The sequence below is a fragment of the Xenorhabdus stockiae genome, assembly GCF_002632825.1.
Taxonomy (GTDB): domain Bacteria; phylum Pseudomonadota; class Gammaproteobacteria; order Enterobacterales; family Enterobacteriaceae; genus Xenorhabdus; species Xenorhabdus stockiae.
Window position 1 is genome coordinate 49,507 of the sequence record NZ_NJAJ01000027.1, and the last position, 14,586, is coordinate 64,092.

A 14,586-nucleotide genomic window follows, 5' to 3' on the forward strand; every position below is an offset into this window, starting at 1 on the left:
CAGTAAACGTGTCAAAACCATAAATCCGCTTATGGCAATGTCAGTCTGGCATTGGTGCCTTTCTTAATAAACGCATCCATATTCACACGTTTTCCCTGAAACTCTACCTCAACCTGAGCAGGTGCCCCGATATTAAGTGAATAAGGTAAAACTCCTGATAATTTCAGGCTATCGCCCTTACTTTTGGTACCACTAAACAGTTTCTTACCGTTAGCATCTTTAATTTCCAGCCAGCATCTGCCTTTGAAATTAAATACCAGTTCATTGCTGTTCGCGACACTGGACTGATTTTCGGTTGTTGATAAGGGAGTTGTTGATACAGGATTCGTTGATGACACAGCATCTGGCGTGATATTCGTTGTAACTGAATTCTCTGCTCCCTGATTTACAGGAGAAACACCTGTGGAGGCAGTATTGCCAGAAGCTGTCAGCGGCTGACTACCCGACTGTGGCACTGAGCCAGTCTGAGTTGATGAAGGAGCACCGGAAGATAATGGCACCTGACTGTCTGTAGTTGTGCTATTTAATGGTACTTGTACATTCTTCTCTGTCTGAGCTGTACCAGATTGCACTTCTGTCGTATTTAGGTTGGAACTGGCTGTCACAGATTGAGTATCACTCAGTTCACTGGCAGACTTTTGTGCCTGTATATCAGACTGTTCTGTCATTGAAGCCAAGTCTTTTTGCTGAATATTATAATTCTGCCACCACCACACACCTGTCATACCCAATAACACAATAATGACAAGCCATGTGAATTTCATCAGCCAGCCATCACGTTTCTTACGTATTTTTTGGGCAGAAAAGCTCTGCATCTGAGATGTTTTTACTGCCTTATGCTGCATCTGTACATCGATCTTGGCTAAGATCTCAGACTCAGGCACCTGAACAAGTTTCGCATAAGCACGGATATAACCGCGAAAAAATGTGGGTACGATATTGTCAGGAACATTATCTTCTTCAATATCACGAACAGTGGACACTTTAAGACACAAGCGATCTGCCACAGTCTGCTGAGAAAGCTCATGTTTTTCACGAGCTTGACGCAAGATCTGACCCGTTGTCAGATTAGCTTCTTCTGGATGAGTTTCAGTCTTCATTATCTAAGGACACTGGTACTGTTCAGGTTAAAATATTCACACAAGTTAATTGACTATCAGACACAATTTAACTTGTGTAGCGAAATCATTTCATACTGCATAAAACGTAGGCAATCATTTATCACAACTCCTACTTATTGCAATTATTCACCGCAATGGGCATAGAAGCCGGTGTTACTCTTTATAACCAAATTATCTGTGACCAAATTGTCCGAGACCAAATTTTTAGCTTCTTTATACCGTCTTTGTTCACAGAGAAAAACGTAATAATGACCTATTACAGTATCATCTCCTGCTCCGTACTGCATTGCCATTCTGTAGTGACGGTCGGCGGATTCAGGCTGACCCGCATATTGTTCATGCAGCGCCATCCCCAAATGAGCTTGCGGATGACGGGGTTCAGCCAGTAAAACTTTCTGAAAATGAAATCTGGCAGCCGATAAATTCCGTTCTGCCAGATACGCTTTCCCTAACTGTAATCGGGTATCTACTGCAACAGCATGATGAGACCGGTTCTGAGAATGTTCCGCACAACCAGCCACCAGACTCAAACAAACTATAGACCAAATTATTGATTTCCGTATCATATCATTTTCATTTATAAGGATATGTCAAACTTCGCCAGATTTTTAGCCAATTACAAGAATTGAACAAAAAATTAGACTGTTTTTACCTGAATAGGTTCACCTGCCAGACGTTTTCTCATTGTCCGCTTGGTTCTGTCGATAACTTCGCCAGCCAGCTGTCCACAGGCAGCATCGATATCATCACCTCTGGTTTTTCGCACGATGGTAGTAAAGCCATACCCCATCAGTACCTTGGAGAAACGGTCAATCCGGCTGTTGGAGCTGCGCCCGTAAGGTGCTCCGGGGAACGGGTTCCAGGGGATCAGGTTGATTTTACTTGGTGTATCTTTCAGGCATTCGGCTAATTGGTGAGCCTGTTCCACGCTGTCATTCACGTGATCGAGCATCACATACTCTACCGTGACCCGTCCCTGATTAGCATTCGACTTAGTCAGATAGCGGCGGACACCAGCCAGAAACTCTTCGATATTGTACTTACGGTTAATCGGTACAATTTCATCACGGATATCGTCAGTGGGTGCATGAAGAGAAATTGCCAGAGCAACGTCGATCATATCACCCAGTTTATCCAGTGCAGGCACTACGCCGGATGTTGATAGGGTTACGCGACGTTTTGACAGGCCAAATCCAAAATCATCCATCATGATTTCCATGGCCGGCACCACATTGTTCAGGTTCAGCAACGGCTCTCCCATGCCCATCATCACCACATTGGTGATTGGGCGGCGACCACTGGATTTCAGCGAGCCAATAATTTTAGCGGCACGCCAAACCTGACCAATAATTTCAGAAACCCGCAGGTTGCGGTTAAAACCCTGCTGGGCAGTAGAGCAAAACTTACATTCTAAAGCGCACCCTACCTGAGATGAGACACACAGTGTCGCCCGGTCATCTTCCGGAATATAAACTGTTTCGACCTGTTGATCGCCAACAGTAATTGCCCACTTGATAGTACCATCCGAAGAACGCTGTTCTTCTGCAACTTCAGGTGCTCTGATTTCAGCAACCTGTTGTAGTTTTGCCCTGAGCACTTTATTGATGTCAGTCATTTGCTCAAAGTCGTCATAGCAATAGTGGTACATCCATTTCATGACCTGATCGGCACGAAAAGGTTTTTCCCCCATTTCAATGAAAAACTGACGCATTTGTTTGCGGTTGAGATCAAGCAGATTAATTTTGCCGCTTGTCTTATCCCGCGTAAAAGTCTTATCAGGTGTGAAAGAAGTGGCAGAAGTTGAACATTGTTCGGCTGTATTAGGTTGGGACATTGTCTGGGACATATTGTTACATCGCCTCGTTGTTACACTTTCGGCTCTGTGCTGATTGTATTTCAGCACTAAGTTTTCATGCGGTGACTACTGATTCAGTAAACAGACTTCATATTCATAAACATAACTCAATACATGTTCTCTTTTGCGAAAACATATCCAGCGTTAATCGTTTGTTGAAATGAAATAATAAACGCCCCGCTAAGTCAAATCAGCGGGGCGCGACATTGTACAAACTTTACTGTTCAGATGCTACGAGAACTAAACATCCCGACCATCTTTCAGGTCGTCTTTTTGAAGCGGCTCGAAACTTATTGAATATTAGCTGCGAGAGAAAACTTCATCATCACTGAAGAAGTAAGCAATTTCACGGTTTGCAGATTCAATGGAATCTGAGCCGTGTACCGCATTTTCAGTAAAACTGTCGGCATAATCAGCACGCAGAGTACCGGCCAGCGCGTTGTCCGGGTTAGTTGCACCCATCAGATCACGGTGACGCTGAACTGCATTTTCACCTTCCAAAACCTGTACCATGATTGGGCCGGATGTCATGAACTCTACCAGACCATCAAAGAAAGGGCGGCCTTTGTGCTCGGCATAAAAACCTTCAGCTTGTTCACGAGTTAAATGCAGCATTTTAGCAGCGATGATTTTAAAACCGGCACTTTCAAAACGAGCATAGATGGAACCGATAACATCTTTCTTCACAGCATTAGGTTTAATAATGGAAAAAGTACGTTCAATCGTCATTGGATAACCCCTTTGGCACTTTCAGCGATGATTCATTTTAATTTTATATTCCCCCTGATAACACAGAAGGACAGAATTTATCCTGTTTTCCTGACAGGAATAAAAATAGGCGTTGATTATAGGAGGAGACTTTCGGCTTGCCTACAAAAAACACAACATTTTATTAAAACATTCTTAGCGAAAATGATAATTTTTTAGCACAAATCACATTTTTGCAGTACAAACCAATTAAAGACGATACGAGTTAAACACATTTTCAGCACTAACTCCTATTTCAGATATCTTACTTTTCTATCGATATGCACTGTCTTATTGATTCATTTTATAAAATAATGCCTATGCAGGCGATAATTTCCCGCTTAGGCATTCTGACCAAGATCATTGACTTCGCGCGTTATATCATTATTTAAACAACTTCAGTTACAAAACCGTATCTTTCACACACTGAATAAAAGGCTTAACCTGTTCTTGTCTTTTCTCATCCAGTGGTTTTTTAGTTTCATCAGAAACTTCAAATTGCCCTGTAAACTGCTCATTACTGTCTTTTGTTGTCTTATCAGAAGTACCGATAATGCTAATAGTATATTTATGTCCTTCAGGTAATAAATGTGTGCATTTTTTCAATGCGCCCTGATTAACCACTTCTTTAATGACTATTTTATTATCAATATCTTTTGCTGATGTATCTGCCAAAGAAACGGGTATATAAAATAAACCCAGTAACAAAGCATATGAAACAACTTTCATCTTTATTTCCTCACTGGTTGAATTAACATACAGCTATTAAATAAATTACAACTTACTGACTCAACATCTTAAAAGATCAATATATTCCGAACAGAGCAGCAATAAGTTTACTTTAAAACAAAAAATACGATTAATTTTTTGTCTATGACGAAATTTTTGACCCACACCACAAATCGTAACCGGATCATTTTAATACAAAATTAATTATGCTGATTTGCCCACTCAGATCTAAAACACTAAGCTGATATTTTCCTGACTGTGACAATGTTTTCGTCCACGACTGGTTATTTTCAGTCACGGTAACCTGCTCACCATTCAAAAACCACCATTGTTGTCCCTGACCGCCCTGTGTTGCTACCCGCAGATCCAACGTCCGTTGACCGGGCAAGCGAGTCAGAACATCCCCTTCTCGGATACCGGTAATCAATAACGGTGCGTCATCTGTTTTCATTGGCGGGCACTGAGGATTAATTGGAGGAAGACGATTTGCCCGACGCTCTTTCTCTGGCAGCCATGCTTCCAGTGCAATAGGCCATAAAGAGATTGTTTCAGGTCGGGCATCAGTGCAATCGGCAGCAACACGTAAACCGTTTTTATCGATCCATATCTGTTCATGGATACCCGAAATCGATTCCTGCCCCGTAGATGGCAGTGTCGGCGGAATGGTGTTATCCAGAATCCAGCTCAAACGGCGCTGACGGCAGTTGCTGTCTTCCGACCGGAATGCCGTACCACTCGGCCAGCAAATAACTGCCTGACTGACATTCTCCGGTCGCGGATCAACAGGAATAGGTTGCGAACCATAGTGCAGATCAGCCATCAATAATCCATGAATCTGGTTCATGATAGGAATTGCAGTCGCATAACCAGACTGCCCTGCTACAGGTGTCCCGTCCGGCCTGCCGACCCAGACACCGATGGTGTATCGGGCATTTAAACCGATTGCCCATGCGTCACGATAGCCATAACTCGTGCCTGTTTTCCATGCCAGCGGCACTTCGGCGGGCAAGACATTATCCGGTAGCGGGCGGCTTTCCCCTGCCATAATCCGCCTGACAATCCAGGCGGCTCCCGGAGTAAAAAGCTGTCTGTCCCTCAGTTCCTGCTGTGCAGTAAAGCGTAACGGAGAGACTTTTCCCTGACGGGCAAACGCGCTATAAACAGAAACCAGCTGATCCATACGAACCGACGTTCCTCCCAGAATCAGCGCCAGATTCGGCTCACTTCCCAGAGGGAAACGCAGCGTCATACCTGCATTACGCAAATTGGCAGTAAACCGTTTCGCGCCATAGGCTTCCAGAAGCTGTACTACAGGTAAGTTTAGTGAACGAGTCAGTGCCTCACTGGCGCTGACCGGGCCATTAAACCCACTATCAAAATTTCCCGGCCGATAATTATCGAAACGGCGGGGAACATCCTGTAAAAGAGATTCCGCATGGATCAGGCCATCATCCAAAGCCATTGCATACAGAAACGGTTTTAATGTCGAACCCGGAGAGCGCCACGCGCTGACCATATCAACATGGCCAAAACGGCTGTTATCCTGAAAATCCGCCGAGCCAATATAAGCCTTCACTGTCATATCAGTATGATCGACCACCAGCACACCAATTGATGTTTTTTCCGCTAACTGATATTTCCAGTTAATCACCATATCTTCCAGTTGGCGCTGCAAGCCGGTATCAATAGTGGTTCGGATAATTTCCTGCTGATTATTGAGAGCCATTCTCCTTGCCAACAAAGGGGCAAGTTGAGGAACCTGACGGGGAGCCAGCCACAAATTTTCGTCCTCAATATCCGCCACTTTTTCTGCTGACCAAACACCATATTGCTTCAATCGCTGCAATACCTTGTCACGGGCAGCCTGAGCCCGCTCAGGATAGCGATCCGGCCTTAAACGACTCGGAGCCTGTGGCAAAACTGCCAATAATGCCGCTTCACCGGATGATAAATCTGACGGCGATTTTCCCAGATAAGCCCAACTTGCCGCCCCGATGCCCTGTAACGTACCTCCAAATGGCGCCCGGTTCAGATACATCTCCAGAATTTCATCTTTTGAGTAGTACCACTCTAATTGCAGAGTACGCCAAAGCTGTTTGAACTTCCCACCAAAAGTACGTGAATGAGGATCAATCAAACGGGCAACCTGCATAGAGATCGTACTTCCCCCCGAGACAATTTTACCAGCGCGTATATCCTGCCAAGCTGCCCGTAACAATGAAGCTGGGTTCACTCCCGGATGCTGGTAAAACCAACGGTCTTCATAGGTTAAGAGTGCCTGAATGTATTCAGGAGAAACCTGCTCTAGAGTCACGGGATAACGCCAGATCCCTTCACTATCAGCAAAACGCCATAAAGGTGAACCATCAGCGCCTACCACAACGCGTGCGGCGGGGGCGTTTTTCAGTGGCAAAGGCCAGATTTTGTCGGCCAGCCATAAAGTGGCAGGCAGAATCAATAAAATGGCCAGAATAATAAGGTAACTGCGCAGGAAATATTTTCTCATTGAAACTGAATCCGACAGAAATCAGCCCTTATTATCAGTAATAAGGGCTGATTAAACAAAATGAAATTGCAGAAATCGATAGAGAAATTGGATAGAACTAGAATCCAGCAACCATATACCACAGCCAGTGATTTCGACTTTTACTATGGAATAATGAACTGATATCACTCAAGACCAACACCACCTCCATACGCGCCAGATTGTAGCAAATTAATTTTTGCATAAGCATGTTGAACATACCCTTGTGAATCCTTAACGGTAACGGTAACTGTTTCAAACATATCATGCTGTATTATAGCGGTGGGCTCGCTAAGAGTGGCTACCGTGTGGAACCAAGCACCACCAAGCCACACTGATCCTGAAGGTTGACTAAAAGTAACATAAAAAGCACTAACAGAAACCTCTACGTTACCTGAAACATTATCATTTAGACCTTTTACTCCGATTGAGAATGTTACAGAACCGCCTTCTCCTAATTCAGCGTTATCAGGAGCTATTGTAATAATGTAAGGTTTAGCAAATGTAACATGCGCTGTACTGTGCACAGAAGGATCTATCCACTGCATCATATGCATAGGAACAGAAGCTGTTACCGTAGTGGAGCCCTCCTGATTGCTGGTAATCTGTGTCGTAGCCTCACCTTTAGCGTTTGTTGTGTTAGACAATGGGACTAATGTGATACCTTTATTATCTGCATTGAAAACAATCTCTACACCCTCTGCTTCTTCTATTATTTTAGCTGTTAACGATGCGGAGGTTCCCACTGGTACAAAGCTATTTTCTGGTTGTAAAGAAATAGAATTCACTATAGCACCATAAATCTGCGCTGTAGCACTTTTTCCCAACGCCGTGGCGGTAGCGGTTATTAAACCCTCCATGCTGCTACATCTTGTCATGGCCTGCCCCTTATAATTCGTTTTCGCAGACATTGGGTAAACCATGTTGAGATAGTAGGGAGCATCTGTGGTAAAATTAACCTCTATGCCGCTTAGAGCTATACTCCCTGTTACCATTACTGTAGCTGTTAACTGCACAGAACCTCCCACCACTATAGTGATATTTTCAGGTTGTAAGGAAATCGATTCTATTTGAACGAAATCAATATGCGCCATAGCGTTTTTCCCCATCGCCGTAGCGGTAACTGTAGTAGCGACTACGTGATTGCTGGTAACCTGTGTCAAAGCCACGCCATATTCATCCGTTGTAGCAGAAAATGGATTTAATGTGACACCATTATCTGCACTGAAAGCAACTTCTATACCCTCTTGGGTTATTCCCCCAGTTTCTTTTACTGTAGCTGTTAACCATACAGTGGAACCCACAGCTACTATGTTATTTTCAGGTTGAAGGGAAATTGATTCTACTTTAATTGATGGGAAATGAATTCGCTTTGTTGCTTTCGTTTTTTTATCAATATCCAGTTCTCCTGTGAGTGTCACTGTCTCACCAGCGTGATTAGAATCATAGAGTTCAAAACTTATTTTCCCCGATTCACCTGTAATAACAGATATTGTTTGAACTCTACTATCTTCTTTAAAAGATGCGCTGCCATCAATGCTTAAATTCAATTTACGGTTAGCAGTATTTACACCTTCCCCTGTTCCAGTAAGAATAGCCTGGACTTTTTGGGATTGCATATTACCGCCTACTATTTCATTGCCATGAATAAGTTCAAATTTAAGCGTGTATTGTACTGAGTCTACACCTATATATTTTATTTTTTCACTTATTGAATAATGAGTATAACCTCTATTTGTAATCACATAGAAAATCTCTGTCCACACATTATTCTTAAAATATTCAAAAGGAATATTATAAGAGTAATTATCAATAACTCCTTCCATTCTATAAATAGGTGGTATTAAACTGTTCACATCAGGAATGTTATTTTTTTCTTTTGTGAAAAACAAAAGACGATCGTTATCTTTATAATTAATATTATTTTGAATAATCCCTACAAAACTGCTTTTACCCGGAGCACCATGTATTACACCCCCATCAGCACTTGGTATATATAATTTTTCTAGATCATCGATATTTAAAAACGGCCTTGGTGTAATAAAAAATACACTTTCTGACATTTGTACAGGATTATGATCCAAAATTTCACAACCCAAAGATAGTATCGTTGGTTTATAATTTGTATCGCTACCAATAGGTTTATTATTTGAATAAACACGAAATCTAATCTTTCCAGACTGTTCATCACTTATTAAGCTAATGAAGTCATTTTCATTATATTTTACTGGAATGTAGTTGATTAACTGCCCAGTATTTTCATCTGAATCAGATGTAATAATAATATCTCTATTAATATCTGTGTCAGGTGAAGAAACCAGATAAATCAGCGCTTTTTTCAGTGGGGTGCTAGATGCGTCGCCCCCTGTATCTTCTAATAACTTAGCTTCATAAAGAAAATAATTATCCTGAGGGTCATTTATTTTTGGATCTGAATATTTTTCAGGAATAACACAAACAAGCTTATTAGGTTTCAACTGCAAACTGCCTCGAATGATTTTTTTTACACTGTATTTAAAATCATTATCATAACCAACTATTTCAGATGAAGAAAATTTTACAGTAAATAACACCAAACCATCTGTTATGGTATTAGCATCAGAGACATCAATTGCTACCTTGTAATGCCCCACAATACTTTTTTCCGAGCCAGATGATACAGGAGCCTCTCCTATAGGAACTATTGTTATACCTGCACTTTTTGCCGTAACGTCAAGAAATAGTCCTTGTGGAAAATAAAGTTCAGAGCTTAGTGTCACATCAAGATAAAACTGTTGACCATAAATTACGGTAGTCTCATTCGGGACTGACAAGGTTGCAGTTACTATAGAATCAGACAAATTATTTTTATTTACGGTTGCCATAACTTCACCTCATGAATTGATATATTTTGGCTCACCTAATAGGAAACTTATGAGTGCCAATCTTAGGAAATCCGCAGGTTTTTATTTTATCCAATCATTCATAATGAAAATGGAATTCCTTTTCCATATATATTATTTAAAAATATCAATCAATAAAATGAAAAATATTATTCATCATATTGAAGCTGATGTATCTGTTAGTCCATGCCAATATTCACTATATGTTCTCATATTATTTTTATCTTTTGTATAATATTCAAAATAAACCATTGCGGACTCATTTTCATAAGCATCTATATCGGTATAAAATGGATGTGGAATTGGCACTACCGTTGAGCATAAATATATATTACCAACTGGATATTTATCTAGCGTTGATGAAAGATTTATTTTCTGGTTTTTATTTATTGGCTGGAATAAATTTTTATTCGCTGATTTAATATACATATTTACATATATATCAGATCCAGCTTTAGGACGTTTAGTATCTGCTGGATCGTTTGTTGCCACTATCCTTAAATATGCATCATTTCCTCCATTAAAAATATAATTTGCCAGTTGAGCCCTAGTAGTTAAATCATCTTCAAAAATCTTAGCACCTAGCTCTCCTGGATTACTCAATTTATTATCATTATTATAATCTGCATAACTAGAAAAAACCTCAACTTTATTATAAATTCTACTTACTGTACCTGGTGGTATATCCTCTGAACCTCCACCCATATATTTAATTTCCTTTATTCTTGAATAGAGAGTTTCCCCTACTCTTGCAATCACATAAAAAATTTCCGATTCCTTATTAACTGTAAAGCTATTATAAGGAATGGGATAACTATATATATCGTTATCATCACCATGCATAAAGTTAATAGGTTGTATTAAACTACTAATATCTGGTTCACTACCTTTTTCTTTTGTGAAAAACAATAGCTGATCATTCGCTTTATAATTTGCATCAGTTTGAATCTCAGCATTAAAACTAGGGCTATCTGGATCCCCAATTATGTTTCCATTATTAGCATCAGGTATATATAATTGGGCTAGCTCACCTAAAGCCCAAAATGGCCTTGGTGTAATAAAGCACACCTTTCTTGCCATATACCCTTCTCCTACTTGATAGTCCTCGGTAATAACTTCACACCCTAAGGAAAGTACAGTTGGTTTATAATCAGGAGCACCTCCACTAATAATAGGTTTATTATTTGAGTAAACACGGAACCTTATTTCCCCTGTATTATTATCACTTATCAAATTGATAAAAGTAAGTCCACCATCACCATCACCATAACTGCTCGGTGTATAAGTAATTAATGGCTCTGTATTTGAATCAGATGTAACAATAACATCCCTAGTAATATCTAGTATTGGTGAAGAAACAAGATAAACCAGAGTGTTTTTTAATGGAGTATTGGAAGGCGTCTTTGATAATGAACTTCCTGTATCTTCTAATAATGTAGTCTTATAAAGAATATATGTATCCTGAGGGTCATTATTATCCGGCTTAGAATATTCTTCAGGAATAACACAAACAAGCTTATCTGATTGTAATTGCAAACTATATGGAATGATTTTTTTTACATTGTATTTAAAATCTTTATTATAAGGATGTATAGGCAACGCCAATTCTATATTAAATGATACCTGACCATTTTTGATATTAGTATTAGTATCCTCAATAGCTACTAAGTAATGTCCAGTAATACTATTTTCCATATTGGATGTCACAGGTATGTTTCCAATAAGTTGTATTTTTATACCTGAATTTTCTTTTACTGTAACATTAAGTGGTATTCCAGAAGGAAAACTAGCTTCGGTGCTTAATGTCACATCAAGATAAAATTGCTGACCGTAAGTTACGGTCGTATCATCTGGTACTGATAATGTTGGAGTTAATGTAATTCCTGATAATTTTCTTTTATTTACTTCGGTCATATCTCACCTCATATATTATCATATGAAATTTATTTTTCATGTCAGGTATATTTAAATACATTCAAAATAAAATATCTAATAAAAAAAAGTCATCAGCTAAGTTTATATAATTCACGCTAAATTTAATCTTTCAATATGGTTTTATTTATAAGTAATTTAATGAGGTTATTTTCTACAATAATTATCATTAATAAATGAGAGCATTCTTAATAAAGCTAGATAAATACAAATATCGCATGTAACGCATTATCATTTGAAAACATTTCTTCCATGTTTTTGATAATATTTTTCGCATAATACATAAACATCATCATAAGGATCCCCTATAAATTCCTGACCCGTCAATAAATTATAAGGAAAATAGCTAGCGACCCCACTATTTTGTCTAGTTTTTAACATTTTAATATATATATTATTTTTATTTTTAATAGTAATTCCATCCAAAATTCCAAATTTATAGGCATCAGGAAATTCATCGTGAAGCGAAGTTCCTGTTCCTGTCGATACTAACTCTGAATCAAGAGGAGACAAAAAAATAGCAACATTGTTAGGAGGTTTTTCGCAGTCATTTCCATCATTTAATTTATAATTTCCAATCATGTCAGAGCGAATTCCGAAAAATCTACGTGTAAAAAATTTATATGTATATTGCTGTTGGGTTCCATTTTTTTTCGTAATATGAAGGATAACTTCTTGGGATCCTGGGTTATCGGTAAATATTACAAGTCCATTGCTATCTATGTACATGGGAGACCACCAACCTAATTCTGGGGTATATTTGATATTATCTCCTGATTCAACAAGTACTTTACCTTTAGCAGATGTAAATTCAGCAGCCAATGGGTAAAATACGTTATATGGCCTTTCCTGCTCGGTAAAGGATTTACTAACCGATTTATCCACCTTCCCCGTGTTAGGATCATACTTATAGACCCTTATCGCAGCTAATTCCGGTGAAACATCAAAAGTAACTGCTTGTTTGGCAACCTGAAAGAACGTACTCTCAGGAGAAATCCCTGCCATATTGAAGGTGACTTCTACTCTTTTTTTATTAAGTCCGACATTACTCTTTAATGTAGCGTATAAATACCCGTCGCTATTTGTTTTACCCTCTTTATCCCATTCTAGATTTAATTGTTTACCTGTTACATCCGGAAGATTACGAGTCCAATTGACCTCACTGAATAAGTAGTCAGAAACTGGTTTTTTACTTTTTTTATCAATGATCTGTGCTCTATACATATATTCTGATTTACCATCTCCCAATAATGGCTTATTAGGATCAAATGCCTCTTCATTCCCTGCCCGGTTAACTTTATATATTTCAACACTATCCTTAGCAATTTCGAAATCCAATGCAAAATTCACTAATTTCGAACATATCGGCGAAGCAGGATCCCTATCCACAATATTGATACATGCTTTTACCTGTCCCCACTGAAGACTGGTCATAGTAGCTGTTAAAGTCCCATCCTTCGGGTTTACCTCTAACGGTTCATCTGGTGGTGGTGTTAAGTTTGGTTCAGTTGTACCTGTATCATCCTGAAGCTGCGGTCTACCCCATGCAAACTTCATGACTGGTTCTTTATATGGTTCATTATTTTGTTTATCACGCCAGATAGTTGCTGTAAATTCATATGAATCCTGCCCATTTGCAACAACAACTGGATTTTTTGAGGTTGGATTGATAGTAATTTCCGGCCAAATAAAACTAATAATATCTTCTGTTGATTCCCCGCTAGACTGAGTACCGCTGGGTTCTATAACAGATGCTGTGACGACAAGACCTAACACCTTCTTAGAACTGGTTAAGGTTGCTGTCATCTTACCATCATTATCAGTTACCTCTGAAGTAGGCTCCAATTGAAGATCAGGATCGTTAACCTTCCAAACAATTTTTTCCCCTGCTATACCTCCATCTAAATCCGTCACGTGGGCTGTACAGATGTAACTTTCGCCCACTAATACAGGGGTTTTACCAAAAGCCTTGCATTCCACAGTAATATGTTCAGATTGAATGGAAACCGGCACTTTAGTGCTAATCGCGGGGTGATTTTCAATAGCCAGTGATACCGTTATCTTATTGAAGGGTTTTGAGCTATCCAATGTTGCAATCAACTCACCTGAATCATTTGTCTTTTTTGTTTGTGAGGTTAACTTGACTTCTTGACCTTTATCATCGGTTGCTTTCCATACCACAGTCTTAATTTCTTGCGTCTTTACCGGATTGTTATGGCGATCCACGACTGTACCGCTGAAGGTGTAAAATTTTCCATCGCCTACGAGCAAAGGCCCCTGCGGACTTACAGTCAGAAATTCTTCCTGAATATGGTAGGCGTGTTCAGATTCAATGGAAACCGGCACTTTAGTGCTAATCGCGGGGTGATTTTCAATAGCCAGTGATACCGTTATCTTATTGAAGGGTTTTGAGCTATCCAATGTTGCAATCAACTCACCTGAATCATTTGTCTTTTTTGTTTGCGAGGTTAACTTGACTTCTTGACCTTTATCATCGGTTGCTTTCCATACCACAGTCTTAATTTCTTGCGTCTTTACCGGATTGTTATGGCGATCCACGACTGTACCGCTGAAGGTGTAAAATTTTCCATCGCCTACGAGCAAAGGCCCCTGCGGACTTACAGTCAGAAATTCTTCCTGAATATGGTAGGCGTGTTCAGATTCAATGGAAACCGGCACTTTAGTGCTAATCGCGGGGTGATTTTCAATAGCCAGTGATACCGTTACCTTATTGAAGGGTTTCGAGCTATCCAATGTTGCAATCAACTCACCTGAATCATTTGTCTTTTTTGTTTG

At 39.8% G+C, this 14,586-nt stretch carries 9 protein-coding genes; all 9 read right to left on the reverse strand.

All coding sequences use genetic code 11. From position 1 onward, the window contains the following. Positions 1-29: 29 nt before the first annotated feature. On the reverse strand, positions 30-1,100 hold the full coding sequence (gene rodZ / locus Xsto_RS14200) for a cytoskeleton protein RodZ (RefSeq protein ID WP_099125456.1): 1,071 nt from the start codon (positions 1,098-1,100) through the stop codon (positions 30-32). Between the two features lie 143 nt (positions 1,101-1,243). Continuing rightward, entirely contained in the window at positions 1,244-1,687 is a 444-nt protein-coding gene (locus tag Xsto_RS14205; protein WP_099125457.1) for a tetratricopeptide repeat protein, read from the reverse strand. A 71-nt stretch (positions 1,688-1,758) separates the two neighbouring features. Then, on the reverse strand, positions 1,759-2,955 hold the full coding sequence (gene rlmN / locus Xsto_RS14210; RefSeq protein WP_099121952.1) for a dual-specificity RNA methyltransferase RlmN: 1,197 nt from the start codon (positions 2,953-2,955) through the stop codon (positions 1,759-1,761). Between the two features lie 321 nt (positions 2,956-3,276). Continuing rightward, positions 3,277-3,705: a nucleoside-diphosphate kinase gene (gene ndk / locus Xsto_RS14215; protein WP_086956086.1), complete on the reverse strand. Its 429-nt coding sequence runs from the start codon at positions 3,703-3,705 to the stop codon at positions 3,277-3,279. Positions 3,706-4,125: 420 nt separating this feature from the next. Next, complete coding sequence (locus tag Xsto_RS22210; RefSeq protein ID WP_241537967.1) at positions 4,126-4,452, reverse strand: hypothetical protein; 327 nt, start codon at positions 4,450-4,452, stop codon at positions 4,126-4,128. 184 nt (positions 4,453-4,636) lie between these two features. Then, complete coding sequence (gene pbpC, locus Xsto_RS14225; RefSeq protein ID WP_099125458.1) at positions 4,637-6,958, reverse strand: peptidoglycan glycosyltransferase PbpC; 2,322 nt, start codon at positions 6,956-6,958, stop codon at positions 4,637-4,639. Positions 6,959-7,122: 164 nt separating this feature from the next. Next, complete coding sequence (locus tag Xsto_RS14230) at positions 7,123-9,840, reverse strand: Ig-like domain-containing protein (RefSeq protein WP_099125459.1); 2,718 nt, start codon at positions 9,838-9,840, stop codon at positions 7,123-7,125. A 174-nt stretch (positions 9,841-10,014) separates the two neighbouring features. Further along, the gene (locus tag Xsto_RS14235; RefSeq protein WP_099125460.1) at positions 10,015-11,772 is read right to left on the reverse strand and encodes a hypothetical protein; all 1,758 of its coding nucleotides are present in this window, start codon (positions 11,770-11,772) and stop codon (positions 10,015-10,017) included. A gap of 249 nt (positions 11,773-12,021) precedes the next feature. Further along, positions 12,022-14,586 (reverse strand): Ig-like domain-containing protein (locus Xsto_RS21465; protein WP_169926652.1); only part of this gene is annotated, 2,565 nt, incomplete at its 5' end.